The organism is Mycobacterium sp. NGS63, assembly GCF_059812295.1.
Window position 1 is genome coordinate 240,821 of the sequence record NZ_JCALCJ010000002.1, and the last position, 15,050, is coordinate 255,870.

Below are 15,050 nucleotides of genomic sequence, written 5' to 3' on the forward strand. Positions count from 1 at the left end.
CCTTGTGGTCCTGGAACGATTCCGCCCCCAATAAAGGCTAGCCGTTCGCGGGGAGTTTAGGGCGATCGAGCCTGCGCACAGATCGCGTTCCACCCGCTCCGGGACGCTCTGAGTGCAGTCTCGGCGCAAACGCGGCGGGCTAGCCGGCCTCGTGCACCGGCGGCAGCAGCCGCAGGGTGCCCGGCCAGCGAGCCGGCGGCGCGCCGAACGCGTCGCGGGCGTTGCGCACGATCTTCTTGCCCGCCATCCGGTTGCCGGCGCCCCCGACCACGGCGCCGATGCCGACCGGCAGCAGCTTGCCGAACATCAGGGCGCCCTTGCGCACCGTGTACCGCTTGACGAAGTAGCGCAGCATGCGGTTGTTCAGCCCCGACAGCGTCGACAGCGGCAGCGACGCCATGCCCTCGGCCAGCCAGCCGCCATTGGTGCGCCCAGGGCCGATCAGCTCGCCGATGGCGCGCTTGCTGTCGTCGCCGACCAGGACCGACAGCACCAGCGCGCGGCGGCGCTCCCGGTGGTCGGCGGGGATGTTGTAGACCACGGCCTTGGCCAGCACGAACAGGGCGGTGGCCTCGACGAAGAAGACGGTCTCCCCGGCGCCCGCGGACACCGCCGTCAGCGTCCCGACGCCGGGGAACGTCGCGGCCGAACCCACCGCGGCGCCGCTGGCCGTCAGCGCGGCCAAAAAGCGCTTTTCCAGCTTGGCGTCGATCTGGGCGGGGCTGGCGCCCGGGTGGGCCCGTCGCAGCCGCGTCACGTAGGCCTGCGCGGCCGGGCCGTGGATCCGGGTGCTGCGCTCGATGACCTGGGCCAAGGCCCGCGCGGACGCCTTGGGCCGGCCGCCGTCGTCCGGCGTCCGGTCCGGCCGTGACATCAGTCGAGCTCTGTTCCGTCGGGCCCGCATATTGTCTCTCCTGCCAATTGCGTCCCTTCAGGCTAACCGCTGCGAGTGGGTATCCGCGGGCGAGCGGCCCGTTGGCCGGCGGGCAATAATGCGGGCAGGGTGAGATGCGGCCATTTCGTTGGAGGGGCGAGAGGGGGTAGGCCACATGACCACGGCGACCCCCCGTGGGCCGGAGTTCGTCCGGCGCTGGAACTCCGCGATGGTGTCGCGTTCGCAGAACCCGTGGCACGCGCTGTGGGCGATGATGATCGGCTTCTTCATGATCATGGTCGACTCGACGATCGTCGCGATCGCCAACCCGACCATCATGGCCGACCTGCGCATCGGCTACGCCTCCGTGGTCTGGGTGACCAGCGCCTACCTGCTGGGCTACGCGGTGGTGTTGCTGGTGGCCGGGCGGCTCGGGGACCGGTTCGGGCCCAAGAACCTCTACCTGATCGGCCTGGTGGTGTTTACCGTGGCCTCGATGTGGTGCGGGCTGTCGGGCAGCGCCGCCATGCTGATCGCCGCGCGGGTGGTGCAGGGCGTGGGCGCCGGGGTGCTCACCCCGCAGACCCTGTCGACGATCACCCGGATCTTCCCGGCGGCCCGCCGCGGCGTGGCGGTCAGCCTGTGGGGCGCCACCGCCGGCGTCGCCAGCCTGGTGGGGCCGCTGGCCGGTGGCGCGTTGGTCGACGGGCTGGGCTGGCAGTGGATCTTCTTCGTCAACGTCCCGATCGGGGTCATCGGGCTGGCGCTGGCGGTGTGGCTGATCCCGGTGCTGCCCACCCAGACGCACCGCTTCGACCTGATCGGCGTCGGGTTATCCGGGGTCGGGGTGTTTTTGATCGTCTTCGGCCTGCAGCAGGGCCAGGCCGCGCACTGGCAGCCGTGGATCTGGGCGATGATCGTCGCCGGCGTCGGGTTCGTCTCGGCGTTCGTCTACTGGCAGTCGGTGAACACCGGCGAACCGCTGATCCCGCTGGCGATCTTCGCCGACCGGGACTTCGGCCTGTGCAACGCCGGCGTGGCCATCGTGTCGTTCGTGGCGACGGCGATCATGCTGCCGCTGACGTTCTACGCGCAGGGGGTGTGCGGGCTGTCGCCGACGCGCTCGGCGCTGCTGATCGCGCCGATGGCGGTGGCCAACGGCGTGCTGGCGCCGTTCGTCGGCACGCTGGTCGACCGCTACCATCCGCGGCCCGTCCTCGGGTTCGGCTTTTCGGTGCTGGCGATCGCGCTCACGTGGCTGTCGTTCGAGATGGCGCCGCAGACGCCGATCTGGCGGCTGGTGCTGCCGTTTTTCGCCGTCGGCGTCGGGATGGCGTTCGTGTGGTCGCCGCTGACGGCCACCGCGACGCGCAACCTGCCCGCGGACCTGGCCGGCGCGGGCTCGGCGGTGTACAACTCGATCCGCCAGCTCGGGGCGGTGCTCGGCAGCGCCGGGATGGCCGCGTTCATGACATCGCGCATTGGGGCCGAGATGCCCGCGGGGGCGGGCGCCGAGGAGGGTGCCGCCGGCCTGCAGCTGCCGTGGTTTCTGCGCGACCCGTTTTCCGCCGCGATGGCGCAGTCGGTGCTGCTGCCCGCGTTCATCGCGCTGTTCGGGATCCTCGCCGCGCTGTTCCTGGTCGGGTTCGTCGGGGCCGCGCCGGTCGACAAGGTTGCCGACGACGACGACGGCTTCGATGATTACGACGACTACGTCGAGTTCCTACTGGTCCGCGAACACGACGCGCGACGCTTGTAACGCCGTTTCGGTCAGCGTCAGGAACGCGCCCAGGTCGACCAGCCCCTCGGGCGTGCCGGGCAGGTACTCGGTCAGCAGCTGCGAGCGCACGATCACCGCCGCGTACTGCGCCCGGCTGACGGCGACGTTGAGCCGATTCCTGTTGAGCAGGAACGAGATTCCGCGCGGCACGTCGTCGATGGACGAGGCCGTCATCGACACCAACACCACCGGCGCCTGCCCGCCCTGGAACTTGTCGACGGTGCCGACCCGCACCGCGCCGAGGCCGGCGGAGCCCAGCCGCCGGCGGATCAGCGTCACCTGCGCGTTGTAGGGCGCCAGCACCAGCACGTCGGACGCGGCCAGCGGCCGGGTGCCGCGCTCGTCGGTCCACGCCCGCCCGAGCAGGCGCCCGATCTGCTCGGCGATGGCGTCGGCCTCCTCGGGGCTCTCCGTCGAGTTCCCCTGGTGAGCAACCGAACTCACGTGCACCCCGGGCTCATAGCCGTCGAGGCGGCGCGCGGCGGCGCACTCGTGGGCGCCCAGCCTGCCCTCGTAGGACAGCGCGGACACCGCGGCGCACACCGCCGGGTGCATGCGATACGAGCGGTCCAGGAAGTAGCCGCGCTCGTCGGGCAGCGTGCGCTTCCCGTCGACCAGCCAGTCCAGCGCCGACGTGTCGACCGGCTCGGGATGGGTGCCCTGGCTGACCTGCGGCAGCTGCTGGGGGTCGCCGAGCAGCATCAGGTTGGCGGCCGCGGGTGCCACGGCGATGGTGTTGGCCAGGCAGAACTGCCCCGCCTCGTCGATCACCAGCAGGTCCAGCGCGCCGGGCGGTATCCGGCTGGCGTTGGCGAAATCCCATGCCGTGCCGCCGATCACGCATCCGGGGTGGTCGGCGATGAAGGCCGCGTACTGGCCGGCGTCGATCTGCTGCCAGCGCGGCCCGTCGTGGTGGTGGGGCTTCTTGGCGACCCGGCCGGGATCCAGCCCGGCGTCGATCACGCAGTCCAGCAGGTTCTCCACCGTGGCGTGCGATTGCGCCACCACGCCGACGCGCCAGCCGTGCTCGGTGACCAGCCGCCCGATCACCCGGGCGGCGGTGTGGGTCTTGCCGGTGCCCGGCGGGCCGTGCACGGCCAGGTACGACGCGCCCAGATCCAGTGCGGCGCGGGTGATGTCGGCGACGGTGTCGCCGCCATGCGGCAGGGGTGCGCCGCTGCGGGTGCGGGGCGCGCGGCGCAGCAGGATGTCGACGGCGGCGGTGCCCGGCAGCCGCGGCAGCCCGGCGGCCACGGTGGCGGCCGTCGCTTCGATCGACTCCCGCAGCGCCGTCGTCGGGATGGGCGGGCCGGGGGTCAGGGCGAAGGGGAGTTGGTGAAAGGTGTTGCCGTCATTGCCGGTTCGCTCGCAGATCACCACCTGGGTGGGCACCTCTGGATCGTCGACGGTTATCACCTCGGCGCGCCCGGCCGCGCGCCGGTCGGGATTGTCGGACAGGCCCGTCGGGGCCGGGGGGTCGTAGAGCGCGAAGACGTCCCTGGCCAGGTCGCCGCGCGCCAGCGCCCCGCGCAGCCGCACCTCGCGCCGCGGCTTGCGCGCGCGGGGTGGGGTGTGCCAGTCGGTTTCGGGCGATGCCGTCTCGGCGAGGAAGACGTCGGTGTCGTCGGCCCACTCCTCGACGGGGAAGTTCAGCCGGTCGAAATGCGCCCACCAGAACGGCTTGTCCTCGCGCCGGTGGTAGCCGCGCGCGGCGGACACCAGCGCCACCGCCGTCTGCTCGGGCGTGCGGTCGCCGACGCCGGCGTCGCCGGCGAACGCCGTCAGCTTCGTCGCCAGCTCGTCGCGGTCCTCGACGGTGTTGCCGTCCGGAACCGGTTGGGCGCCGACGGGCACCACGCCGGACTCGTAGGCGCGCAGCATCAGCCAGTTGCGCAGCTCGCGGGTCGAGCGGCAGTCGTAGTGGTTGTAGTCCTCGATCTCCTTGAGCACCGACGCGGCGTCGTCGGCCTGGCCGGCGGCCTGCAGCTCGCAGTAGCGGGCGTAGGAGGTGATGGATTCGGCGGCCGTGGTGACGTCGCCGGCGCGCAGCTGCGAACCCATGTAGAGCGGCTCGAGCGCCTTGAGGCTGAACGACTCCGCGCCCACCCGAATGCTCTTGCGCACCAACGGGTACAGGTCGACCAGCGTCCCGCTGCGCAGCAACTCGTCGACGTCGTCCTCGCCGACGCCGTAGCGGCCGGCTAGCCGCAGCAAAGCGGTCTTCTCGTAGGGCGCGTAGTGGTAGATGTGCATGTTCGGGCGGCGGCGGCGGCGCTTTTTGACCAGTGCCAGAAAGTCGATGAGCGCCGCGCGCTCGTCGATCCGGTTGTGCGCCCACAGCGGATGGAAATCGCCGCCGGCCTCCAGGACGCCGAACAGGTACTCCAGGCCCCAGTCGTGTCCGTCGGCCGTCCACAGCGGGTCGCCCTCGAAGTCGAAGAACAGGTCGCCGGGGTCCGGCTCGGGCAGCAGTGCCAGCTGTTGTGCGTCGACGACCTCGAATTGCGGGACGCCGCTGTCGCGTTGGCGCACTTGGAGTTTCGCCTGTTGCGCGAGCCGGCCCAGCGCTGTCGGGAGTGGCTCGTCGTGCTCGGCCAGCTCGGCGACCGTGCTGATGCCGGCTTCGATCAGCTTGTCGCGCTGGGTGATTCGCATGCCGGCGACCAGCAGCAGGTCGTCGGCGGCGCGCACCTGCTCGCTGCACAGCGGGCAGCGCATGCACGCGTTGACGCCCTCGTCGTCCCAGCGCACCGGGGCGCCCGCCGCGTGGTGCTCGTCGAGCAGGCGCTGCAAAAGGGCGCGCTGGGAACGGTATACCGGGATCAGGTCACCGACCCGGTAGCGCACGACGGCGCCGTCGCCCAGCTCCAGTTCGGCCTCCGGCGCCACCGGCACACCCGATTCGGCCAGCGTGTCGGCGTAGGCGGCCAGCTGCAGCAGCGCGGTGACCTTGGGCGAGCGCGCCAGCTTGGTGTCGGTGACCCGGTAGCGCTCGCCGTCGCGCACCAAAAAGTCGGCGAACCCGACGAACCGGCCGTCGAACATCGCGGCCTGGTACACCACCGGGGCGCGTTGGGCGATCGCGCGCCGGGTGGCCTCGGCGGCGGCCGTCAGCCCGGCGATCGTGTAGGCCGGGCGCCCGATGATCGCGACCCCGTCGGCGTACTCGTCGCGCAGCTCGTCCAGCCGTCGTCGCTCGTGCTCGGTGCCCAGGGCGGCCGTCCGCGCGAACAGCTCGTCCTCGACGGACACGGCGGGCCCCCAGCCGAGTTTCGCGTCGAAATCGCGCAGCAGGGCGTACTCGCATCGGGCCGCGGCCGCGAGATCCGACGCGCTGTAGATGACGCTGTCGCCGGTGACGAACACAGCCGCAACTGTAGGCGAGACGTCCGACACCGCCGGGGATGAAGAGGTAACTTCGGCCAGGTGATCGTGACGGGGGCCTTTCTTGCCGAAGCGGCCTCGGTGGTCGACAACAAGCTCAGCGTGTCCGGCGGCGTGTTGTCGGGGTACGTGGTGGGCCCCGACAGGTCGGCATCGTTTCTGCTCGTGGTGCTGACCCAGTCGGAGGCCGACGACTCCGACGCGAAGGTGCGTGTGGAGATCTGGCCCCCGACGGGTGAGGAGCCGCGTTGCCTCGTCTACGAGATGCCCGGGCAGGCCATGGTCGGCGAGATCGGGTTCGCGTACTTCCCGGTCGAGGTGACGCTGCCCGTCGACGGCCGGTGGGTGATCGTCGTGGCCGGCGGCCCGGGGGTGATCTCGCTTCCGCTGGTGGTCAGCGCCTAACAACAGCATGCTAATGTATGAGCATGTTCGAGCACCGGCTTCAGATCCTGCTCGACGACGAGCGTCATCGGCGCATCCTTGCGGTGGCGCGCGAGCGTGGAGTCTCGGTCGCAACGGTCGTGCGTGAGGCCATCGACCGCGGCATCGCCAGCCCCGGGGATCGCCGGAAGTCCGCCGTCCGGCGGCTTCTTGACGCCGCCGACATGCCCGTGCCCAACCCGCAGGAGCTGAAGGAAGAACTGGACGCGGTGCGCGCCAACCGCCGATGATCGTCCTCGACACGACGGTCCTCGTCTATGCCAAAGGCGCCGATCACCCGCTTCGCGATCCGTGTCGCGAGCTGATCGTCGCGATCGCCGAGGGGCGGATCGAGGCGACGACCACGGCCGAGGTGATTCAGCAGTTCGTCCATGTCCGCGCCCGGCGGCGCGACCGCGGCGACGCGGCGGCTCTCGGCCGCGACTACGCCGAACTGCTTTCGCCGTTACTCCAGGTGGGTCGCGAGCAGCTCGACCGTGGTCTCGCCTTGTTCGAGACGACGCCACGCCTGGGCGCGTTCGACGCGGTGCTCGCGGCGGCCGCGATCCACGCCGGCGCCGCGGCTCTGGTATCTGCCGACAGCGCGTTCGCCGAATTGCCCGGCATCGCGCACGTCGCCCCCGACGCGGCCGGCGTTTCCCGTCTCCTGCGGGAGCCGTGACGCAGCCCCTCAGTGCCCCGGGGCGTTACCGATCAGCTCGACGCCGTTGCCGTTCCAGCGGAACTTGACCGTGGTCGCCACGCCGATGGCGTTCGGGTACGTCAAAGCGACTGTGTCGCCGGTGGTTTGGGCGGCGTCGATGCCGTTGAACCCGTAGGTGTCCGGGACGCCCTGCGGGATGAACTGGCCGAGGTGGAACAGCACCGCCCGGGTGGTGGGATTGACCACGTTGGTGTTGGCCTTGATGATCACCGCCGACAGCTGGGCGCACTCGTTGTAGTTGCCGGCCAGCGGCTCGGGGTTCCAGGACTGCTGGCTGCGCGGGTCGCGGGGCAGCTCGGAGACCACCTTGGCGATCGTCGGCGAGGCGAGGTTGACCGCGCACGGATCCGCCGGCGCCGCGGCGGTCTGCGACGTCGGGCTGGGTGTGGCGGGTGCGGTGATCGAGGGCGTCGCGCTCGTCGTCGTGGCCTGCGGCGTCTTGGCGACGGTGGAGTCTCCCGACCCGCAGCCTGCCAAAGTCGTTGTGACCGAGGCGAACACGACCAGAACCGTCATTGCACGGGAACGTAGCGACCACACTCGCGCAACCGTACCGTTATCGGGCCCGCGGGTGTGGCAGGCGTGGCCGCGTCGCCGGGGATTGCCGTTCGCAACCGAATGGTAAAATTCCTACCATGCGCACTACCATCGACGCCGCGGGGCGCCTTGTGATCCCGAAGCGCATCCGCGACCGGCTTGGCCTGCGTGGCAACGACCAGGTGGAGATCACCGAGCGCGACGGGCGCATCGAGATCGAACCGGCACCGACGAGCGTCGAACTCGTTCGGGAGGGTTCGGTTCTGGTCGCGCGGCCGGAACGCCCGCTGCCGCCGTTGACCGACGACATCGTGCGGGAAACGCTGGATCACGTACGGCGGTGATTGCCCCAGATACCAGCGTCCTCGTTGCCGGATTTGCGACGTGGCACGAGGGGCATGAGTCCGCCATATTGGCGCTGGGGCGTGGCGTCCGGCTGATCGCACACACCGCGCTGGAAACCTATTGCGTTCTGACCCGCCTGCCACCGCCGCATCGCGTCGCACCCGCAGCGGCCCACGCGTACCTGGCGGACATCACGTCCCGCGACTACCTGACGCTGGAGGCGCCCTCGCATCGTGGCCTCATCGGCCACCTCGCCGAAAACGGTGTCACCGGTGGCGCGAGCTACGACGCGCTGGTCGGACTGACGGCAAGAACCGCGGGAGCCACGCTGTTGACTCGCGACGCACGGGCGCTGAGGACATACGAGCGGCTCGGGGTGGACGTCGAGCTGGTGACGTGAGGAGTGACCCCCTCAGCTCGCGATCAGCACTAGACTCCAAGGCCTGATGACCCTCCCCGACAGCCCGCCCGAGGCTGCCTCTCCGACGTTCGCCGACCTGCAGATTCACTCTGCGGTCCTGCGGGCCGTCGCCGACGTCGGCTACGAGACGCCCACGGCCATCCAGGCGGCCACCATCCCGCCGCTGATGGCCGGCTCCGACGTGGTCGGGCTGGCGCAGACGGGCACGGGCAAGACGGCGGCGTTCGCGACCCCGATCCTGTCCAAGATCGACGTCAAAAGCACCGCGACGCAGGCGCTGATCCTCGCGCCCACCCGCGAGCTGGCCCTGCAGGTCGCCGAGGCGTTCAGCCGCTACGGCGCGCACCTGCCCAAGATCAACGTGCTGCCGGTGTACGGCGGCTCGTCCTACACCGTGCAGCTGGCGGGCCTGCGACGCGGCGCGCAGGTGGTGGTCGGCACCCCGGGCCGGGTCATCGACCACCTGGAACGCGGGACGCTGGACGTGAGCCGGATCGACTACCTGGTGCTCGACGAGGCCGACGAGATGCTCACCATGGGCTTCGCCGAGGACGTCGAGCGCATCCTGGCCGACACCCCGGAGTACAAGCAGGTGGCCCTGTTCTCGGCGACCATGCCGCCGGCCATCCGCAAGCTCACCAAGAAATACCTGCACGACCCGGTCGAAATCACCGCGAAGGCGAAAACCGCCACCGCCGAGAACATTTCGCAGCGCTACCTTCAGGTCGCCGGGCCCCGCAAGATGGACGCGCTCACCCGTATCCTCGAGGTCGAGCCGTTCGAGGCGATGATCGTGTTCGTGCGCACCAAGCAGGCCACCGAGGAGGTCGCCGAAAAGCTGCGCGCCCGGGGCTTTTCCGCGGCCGCCATCAACGGCGACATCCCCCAGGGCCAACGGGAAAGAACCATCAGCGCACTCAAGGACGGCAGCATCGACATCCTGGTCGCCACCGACGTCGCCGCCAGAGGCCTTGACGTGGAACGCATCTCGCACGTGCTCAACTACGACATCCCGCACGACACCGAGTCCTACGTCCACCGCATCGGGCGCACCGGCCGGGCCGGCCGCAAAGGGACAGCCGTGCTGTTCGTCTCCCCGCGGGAACGCCACCTGCTCAAGGCGATCGAAAAGGCCACCCGCCAGCCGCTCACCGAAACCGAGCTGCCCACCGTCGAGGACGTCAACGCCCAGCGCGTCGCGAAATTCGCCGACTCCATCACCGACGCGCTCACCAGCCCCGGCATCGAGTTGTTCCGCAGGCTGGTGCAGGACTACGAGCGCGAGCACGACGTCCCGCTGGCCGACATCGCCGCGGCGCTGGCCGTGCAGTCCCGCGACGGCGACGCGTTCCTGATGGTGCCCGAGCCGCCGCCGGAACGGCGCGAACGTCGAGAACGACCGGAGCGCAGCGAAAGACCAAGAACCCCAAGGGAATTCGCCACCTACCGGATCTCGGTGGGCAAGCGGCACAAGATCGGGCCCGGCGCGATCGTCGGCGCCATCGCCAACGAGGGCGGCCTGCACCGCAGCGACTTCGGCCACATCGCCATCGGGCCGGACTTCTCGCTGGTGGAGCTGCCGGCCAAGCTTCCCAGGGCGACGCTGAAAAAGCTTGAGCACACCCGCATCTCGGGTGTCAAGATCGACCTGCGCCCCGACCGCTCGCCCCACAAGTCCAAGCCACGCAAGAGGCGCGCCGGATGACGCTGTCCAAGCAACAGTCCGAGGAACAGGACGCCCAGGGCGGGCTCGAGCAGACCTCCCGCGTCGACCGCGTCGCGTCGCTGACCGGGATCCGCGCCGTCGCCGCGCTTCTCGTCGTCGGCACCCACGCCGCCTACACCACCGGCAAGTACGTGCACGGCTACTGGGGGCTGGTCGGCTCCCGGATGGAGATCGGCGTCCCGATCTTCTTCGTGCTGTCGGGCTTCCTGCTGTTTAGGCCGTGGGTGAAAGCGGCCGAAACAGGCGGCGCGCCGCCGTCGCTGAGTCGCTATGCGTGGTACCGGGTTCGGCGCATCATGCCCGCCTACGTCATCACCGTGCTGTTCGCCTACGTGCTGTATCACTTCCGCGAGGCGGGACCCAACCCCGGGCACAGCTGGCTCGGGCTGGTCCGCAACCTCACGCTGACGCAGATCTACTGCAACGGCTACCTGGGCAAGTACCTGCACCAGGGCCTCACCCAAATGTGGAGCCTGGCAGTCGAAGCCGCGTTCTACGTCTCGCTGCCGCTGCTGGCCTACCTGCTGCTGGTGCTGATCAGCCGGCGACGGTGGCAGCCGAAGCTGGTGCTCGCCGCGCTGGCGGGGATGGCGCTGATCAGCCCGGCGTGGCTGGTCCTGGTGCACACCGACCACTGGTTTCCCGACGGCGCCCGGCTGTGGCTGCCCACCTACCTGTGCTGGTTTCTGGCCGGCATGGCGCTGGCCGTGCTGCAGCGCATGGGCGTGCGCTGCTACGCGTTCATGGCCATCCCGCTGGCGGTCATCAGCTATTTCATCGTCTCCACGCCGATCGCCGGCGCCCCCACCACCTCGCCGGCGACCATGAGCCAGGCCGTGGTCAAGACGATGTTCTATGCCGTGATCGCCGCGCTGGCCGTCGCGCCGCTGGGCCTGGGTGACCAGGGGCTGTATTCGCGGCTGCTGGCCAGCCGCCCGATGGTGTGGCTGGGCGAGATCTCCTACGAGATCTTCCTGATCCACCTCATCACCATGGAATTCGCGATGGTCTACGTGGTGCGCGCGCACGTCTACACCGGGTCGATGGGTTACCTGTTCGTCGCGACGCTGGTGATCACGATCCCGCTGGCGTGGCTGTTGCACCGCTTCACCCGGGTCAGGGACGGCTAGGTGGCAGGCGACCGCGGGGATGGGCCTCGTCATCCTCGCCTGACGCTGCTCGCGGTCTGCCTCGCGGTGTTCATGTTGTTGCTCGACATGACGATCGTCTCGGCCGCACTGGCCAACATCCAGGCATCCCTGAACGCCGAACTGAGCGGCCTGCAATGGGTCGTCGACGCCTACGCGCTGCCGATGGCGGGGCTGCTGCTCACCGCCGCCACGCTGGGCGACCGACTCGGGCGGCGACGCCTCTACCTGGGTGGGATGACCGTGTTCACCCTGGCCTCGGCCGGCTGCGCGCTGGCCCACAGCATCGAGGCGCTCAACGCCTGCCGGGCGCTACAGGGCGCCGGTGGGGCGGTGCTGCTGGGGGTCTCGCTGCCGATGGTGGCCGCGGCCTTTCCCGACCAGCGGGCCAGGGGCATGGCGATCGCCATCTACGGCGCGGTGATGGGCGCGGGCGCCGCCGTCGGCCCGCTCCTGGGCGGGGCGCTGGTCGGAGCCTTCGGCTGGGAGTCGATCTTTTTGATCAACGTGCCGATCGGCGTCGCCGCCCTGGCGATCGCCGTGCGGTTCGTCCCGGAAACCCATGCGGCGCAGGATCATCCGCTCGACTTGGTCGGCACCGCGTGGCTGTCGGCCGCGCTGTTCGCGGGCGTGTACGCGCTGATCGAGGGCAACCACCGCGGCTGGACCAGCGGGCCGATCCTGGCGCTGAGCGCGTTCTCCGTGTTGGGGCTGTGGGTGTTCGGCGTCTGGGAGTCGCGGGTGAGCGCGCCGATGCTCGACCTGCGGGTGGTGCGTCGCCCGGGTTTCGCGGGGGTGTCCCTCGCCGCGTTCGCGGCCGCCGGAACGCTGATCGCCTCGACCAACTACCTGGCGCTGTATTTCATGAACACGTTGGGATACAGCCCCTTTCAATCCGGCCTGCGGGCGCTCCCGCTGACCATCGCGTGCGTGCTGGGCGCGCCGCTGGCCATGGCCGCCGCGCGTTATTTCCCGGCGTGGCTGTCGATCCCGGGTGGGGTGGCGCTCATCGCGGTGGGGCTGTGGCTGATGACCGGGGTGGAGCAGAACACCCAGTGGACCCACTTCATCGCCGGTTCCATCGTGGCTGGGCTCGGCCTGGGCGGCCTGTTCGCGTTGACGTCCGACATCGCACTGCAATTCGTGCCGGTAGCCGACGCCGGCATGGCCACCGGCGCGGTGAGCACCGTTCGCCAGGTCGGCATCCTGGCCGGTGTCGCCGGCCTGGGCGCCCTGTTCGGTCGGCGGGCCTCCGACAGCGCCACGCAGGGGTTGGCCCAGCTGCGCATCCTCGACCCGGGACCCGCGCACCGGCTCGTCGACGGGTTGTCCGCCGGCGCGGGCCTGCGGGTGCTCGATTTCCTGCCCGCCGACTACCGCCCGGCGCTGCCGGCCATCGCGCGGGCGGCCCGCCAGGCCAGCGCCGCCGGGATGCAGGCCGCCCTGGTGGCCGCGGCGATCGCCGCCACCGTCGCGGCCGTCGGGGCGCTGATCTTGATTGCCGTCGGCGCGCTGCGCCACGGTAAGCCCGAAATACCGTTTGCTGAGGACCTGCCGGTGTAACGTTCGACTCCATGATGGGCGATGCGGTCATCATCCCGGCGACGGATAACAACCGTTACAGCGTCATCATTTCGACGGACCCCGCAAACATCGAGGCCGCCCAGCGGCTGCGCTACCAGACGTTTGCCGAGGAAATGGGCGCCGCACTGCCGCGGGCGATCCGCGGACCGCTGACCGGGGACATGATCGACGTCGATCAGTTCGACCCGTACAGCGATCACCTGCTGGCCCGCGACGAGACGACCGGCCAGATCGTCGGGTGCTACCGGCTGCTGCCGCCCGACGGCGCCCGGGCCGCCGGCGGCCTGTTCGCCGACACCACCTTCGACATCGGCGGCCTGAACGAGTTGCGCCCCGAGCTCGTCGAGCTCGGCCGGGCCAGCGTGCACGCCGACCACCGCAGCGGGGCGGTGATGGGTTTGTTGTGGTCGGGGATCTTCCGGTATCAGGAGATCACCGGCTACCAGTGGGGGATCGGGTCGCTGTCGGTGCGGATGGAAGGCGGTGGGCCACGCGGCGCGCTGGTGCGAGGGGTGCGCGACGCGGCCTTCGGCGGGCATCCCGCCCCCGCGCAATACCGGGTCTTTCCGCGAAATCCCGTGACGGTCAACGGGTTGAGCCTCTCCGAGTTGCCCGATCCGGGACGGGTGCGCATCCCGCCGATGGTGCAGGGGTCGCTGCGGATCGGCGGGATGATCTGTGGGGAGCCCTCCTACGATCCGGACTTCGACATGGCCGATTTCGTTGTCCTGATCAACAAGACCATGGTCCGTGAACGTTATCTGGAACGGTTGGCACGGTCCTATGCCCATTCCTGAAAAGACCGGTCTGCTGGGCGTCGGCTTCGGCCCGTCCAACCTCGCGTTGGCGATCGCGCTGGCCGAGCGGAACCTGGCCGCGGTGTTCGTCGAGCAGCAGCCCGAGTTCGGCTGGCACAAAGGGATGCTGCTGCCGCACGCGCGCATGCAAGTGCCGTTCCTCAAAGACCTGGTGACGCTGCGAAACATCAAGAGCGACTTCACGTTTCTCAACTACCTCAGCGAGCGCGACCGGCTGGTGGAGTTCATCGGCCGGCACACGCTGTTCCCGAGCCGGATGGAGTTTCACGACTATCTCGAGTGGGCCGCGGCGCGCGTCGTCGCCGACGTCCGCTACGGCCACCGCGTCGTCGACGTCGCCGCCGGCGACGCCGGGTTCGTGGTGCGCACCGAGCCCGAGCGCGTCATCCACGCGGCGACGCTGGTGTTGGCGACGGGCCTGCGACCCGCGCTGCCCGACGGCGTCGACGAAACCCCCCGGCAGTGGCACAGCCACCGGCTGCTCACCAATCTGGCCGCGCTGAACCCTTCCGGCCCATGCCGATTCGCCGTGGTCGGCGCGGGCCAGAGCGCGGCCGAGGCCCTCGCCCACCTGCACGAGACCTACCCGCAGGCCGAGGTGCACGGGATTTTCGCCCGGTACGGGTACAGCGGCACCGACGACAACCCCTACGCGAACCGGGTTTACGACCCGTCGGCGATGGACGAGTTCTATCGCGCCGACCCGCAGGTGCGCCAGCGGCTGCTCGACTACCACCGGTCGACCAACTATTCGGCGGTGGACCCGCGGCTGATCGACGAGATCTATTCGCGCGAGTACGCCGAGCGGGTGGCGGGCGCACGACGGCTGTTCATGCACAACGCTTCCGAAGTCGTTGGCGCGCAGGAGTATCCGCGCATGGTGCGACTGACGGTGGCGCGCCTGATCGACTACTCTCAGGTCACGCTGGACTGTGATGCGGTGGTGTACGCGACCGGCTACGCGCCGCTGGACGTCCGGAGTTGCCTGGGGGACCTGGCCGCCCGCTACGACTTCGACTCCGACGGGCGCCCGGCGGTCACCCGGGACTATCGGCTGGTACCCAAGGCGGGGGCGCCGGGCGACATCTATCTCAACGGCGCCGTCGAACACACGCACGGCCTGTCGTCGTCGTTGCTGTCCAACGTGGCGGTGCGCGCGGGGGAGATCGCAACCGCGTTCGCGGCGCGCGAGCAGCCGGGGCCGCACGCCGCGTCGGCGTAGCGTCGCTGAGCGCTCGAGTGTGATCCGCGGCTCTGGATTTTTCCGCCCAGGATTCACGGCCAAT

The 15,050-nt window shown here is 70.1% G+C and carries 14 protein-coding genes; 11 read left to right on the forward strand and 3 right to left on the reverse strand.

The features are described from left to right. Positions 1-139: 139 nt before the first annotated feature. Positions 140-904: a hypothetical protein gene (locus AC5Y4Z_RS04475; protein ID WP_499961121.1), complete on the reverse strand. Its 765-nt coding sequence runs from the start codon at positions 902-904 to the stop codon at positions 140-142. Positions 905-1,049: 145 nt separating this feature from the next. Here AC5Y4Z_RS04475 and AC5Y4Z_RS04480 point away from each other — a divergent pair, with 145 nt between their 5' ends. After that, entirely contained in the window at positions 1,050-2,633 is a 1,584-nt protein-coding gene (locus AC5Y4Z_RS04480; protein ID WP_499961122.1) for a DHA2 family efflux MFS transporter permease subunit, read from the forward strand. On the opposite strand, the gene AC5Y4Z_RS04485 is transcribed toward AC5Y4Z_RS04480, so the two are convergent. Continuing rightward, positions 2,598-6,020 carry a TM0106 family RecB-like putative nuclease gene (locus tag AC5Y4Z_RS04485; protein ID WP_499961123.1) on the reverse strand — a complete coding sequence of 1,141 codons (3,423 nt, stop codon included), beginning with the start codon at positions 6,018-6,020 and terminating at the stop codon, positions 2,598-2,600. The two genes, AC5Y4Z_RS04480 and AC5Y4Z_RS04485, sit on opposite strands and share 36 nt — an antisense overlap. Positions 6,021-6,083: 63 nt before the next feature. Here AC5Y4Z_RS04485 and AC5Y4Z_RS04490 point away from each other — a divergent pair, with 63 nt between their 5' ends. Genes AC5Y4Z_RS04490 through AC5Y4Z_RS04500 form a run of 3 tightly spaced genes read left to right on the forward strand, consistent with a single transcriptional unit; the run spans position 6,084 to position 7,143 of the window. Continuing rightward, complete coding sequence (locus tag AC5Y4Z_RS04490; RefSeq protein ID WP_499961819.1) at positions 6,084-6,443, forward strand: hypothetical protein; 360 nt, start codon at positions 6,084-6,086, stop codon at positions 6,441-6,443. A gap of 17 nt (positions 6,444-6,460) precedes the next feature. Further along, complete coding sequence (locus AC5Y4Z_RS04495; protein ID WP_499961124.1) at positions 6,461-6,712, forward strand: antitoxin; 252 nt, start codon at positions 6,461-6,463, stop codon at positions 6,710-6,712. Beyond that, entirely contained in the window at positions 6,709-7,143 is a 435-nt protein-coding gene (locus AC5Y4Z_RS04500) for a PIN domain-containing protein (protein ID WP_499961125.1), read from the forward strand. The genes AC5Y4Z_RS04495 and AC5Y4Z_RS04500 overlap by 4 nt, the downstream gene beginning before the upstream one ends. A 9-nt stretch (positions 7,144-7,152) precedes the next feature. Here the strand turns inward: AC5Y4Z_RS04500 and AC5Y4Z_RS04505 are convergent, their stop codons facing one another. After that, a complete protein-coding gene (locus AC5Y4Z_RS04505; protein ID WP_499961126.1) occupies positions 7,153-7,701 on the reverse strand; it encodes an LppP/LprE family lipoprotein in 549 nt (182 codons plus the stop codon). Between the two features lie 119 nt (positions 7,702-7,820). On the opposite strand from AC5Y4Z_RS04505, the gene AC5Y4Z_RS04510 reads away from it, so the two are divergent. From AC5Y4Z_RS04510 to AC5Y4Z_RS04540, 7 genes are read left to right on the forward strand one after another with little or no spacing between them, the layout of a single operon-like run. After that, positions 7,821-8,066 (forward strand): AbrB/MazE/SpoVT family DNA-binding domain-containing protein, encoded by a 246-nt coding sequence (locus AC5Y4Z_RS04510; protein WP_499961127.1) that lies wholly within the window; start codon positions 7,821-7,823, stop codon positions 8,064-8,066. Continuing rightward, a complete protein-coding gene (locus AC5Y4Z_RS04515) occupies positions 8,063-8,467 on the forward strand; it encodes a type II toxin-antitoxin system VapC family toxin (RefSeq protein ID WP_499961128.1) in 405 nt (134 codons plus the stop codon). The genes AC5Y4Z_RS04510 and AC5Y4Z_RS04515 overlap by 4 nt, the downstream gene beginning before the upstream one ends. A gap of 46 nt (positions 8,468-8,513) precedes the next feature. After that, the gene (locus AC5Y4Z_RS04520; RefSeq protein ID WP_499961129.1) at positions 8,514-10,193 is read left to right on the forward strand and encodes a DEAD/DEAH box helicase; all 1,680 of its coding nucleotides are present in this window, start codon (positions 8,514-8,516) and stop codon (positions 10,191-10,193) included. Next, positions 10,190-11,344: an acyltransferase family protein gene (locus AC5Y4Z_RS04525; protein ID WP_499961130.1), complete on the forward strand. Its 1,155-nt coding sequence runs from the start codon at positions 10,190-10,192 to the stop codon at positions 11,342-11,344. The genes AC5Y4Z_RS04520 and AC5Y4Z_RS04525 overlap by 4 nt, the downstream gene beginning before the upstream one ends. 39 nt (positions 11,345-11,383) lie before the next feature. Next, on the forward strand, positions 11,384-12,925 hold the full coding sequence (locus tag AC5Y4Z_RS04530; RefSeq protein ID WP_499961821.1) for an MFS transporter: 1,542 nt from the start codon (positions 11,384-11,386) through the stop codon (positions 12,923-12,925). A gap of 11 nt (positions 12,926-12,936) precedes the next feature. Further along, a complete protein-coding gene (locus AC5Y4Z_RS04535; protein ID WP_499961131.1) occupies positions 12,937-13,743 on the forward strand; it encodes a GNAT family N-acetyltransferase in 807 nt (268 codons plus the stop codon). Next, entirely contained in the window at positions 13,730-14,986 is a 1,257-nt protein-coding gene (locus AC5Y4Z_RS04540; RefSeq protein ID WP_499961132.1) for a lysine N(6)-hydroxylase/L-ornithine N(5)-oxygenase family protein, read from the forward strand. The genes AC5Y4Z_RS04535 and AC5Y4Z_RS04540 overlap by 14 nt, the downstream gene beginning before the upstream one ends. Positions 14,987-15,050: the final 64 nt, after the last annotated feature.

What these genes read in the sequence shown, in the direction of transcription:
- AC5Y4Z_RS04475 (WP_499961121.1), bottom strand. Translation starts at nt 904, where the DNA reads ATGCGGGCCCGACGGAACAGAGCTCGACTGATGTCACGGCCGGACCGG.
- AC5Y4Z_RS04480 (WP_499961122.1), top strand. Translation starts at nt 1,050, where the DNA reads ATGACCACGGCGACCCCCCGTGGGCCGGAGTTCGTCCGGCGCTGGAAC.
- AC5Y4Z_RS04495 (WP_499961124.1), top strand. Translation starts at nt 6,461, where the DNA reads ATGAGCATGTTCGAGCACCGGCTTCAGATCCTGCTCGACGACGAGCGT.
- AC5Y4Z_RS04500 (WP_499961125.1), top strand. Translation starts at nt 6,709, where the DNA reads ATGATCGTCCTCGACACGACGGTCCTCGTCTATGCCAAAGGCGCCGAT.
- AC5Y4Z_RS04505 (WP_499961126.1), bottom strand. Translation starts at nt 7,701, where the DNA reads ATGACGGTTCTGGTCGTGTTCGCCTCGGTCACAACGACTTTGGCAGGC.
- AC5Y4Z_RS04510 (WP_499961127.1), top strand. Translation starts at nt 7,821, where the DNA reads ATGCGCACTACCATCGACGCCGCGGGGCGCCTTGTGATCCCGAAGCGC.
- AC5Y4Z_RS04520 (WP_499961129.1), top strand. Translation starts at nt 8,514, where the DNA reads ATGACCCTCCCCGACAGCCCGCCCGAGGCTGCCTCTCCGACGTTCGCC.
- AC5Y4Z_RS04525 (WP_499961130.1), top strand. Translation starts at nt 10,190, where the DNA reads ATGACGCTGTCCAAGCAACAGTCCGAGGAACAGGACGCCCAGGGCGGG.
- AC5Y4Z_RS04535 (WP_499961131.1), top strand. Translation starts at nt 12,937, where the DNA reads ATGATGGGCGATGCGGTCATCATCCCGGCGACGGATAACAACCGTTAC.
- AC5Y4Z_RS04540 (WP_499961132.1), top strand. Translation starts at nt 13,730, where the DNA reads ATGCCCATTCCTGAAAAGACCGGTCTGCTGGGCGTCGGCTTCGGCCCG.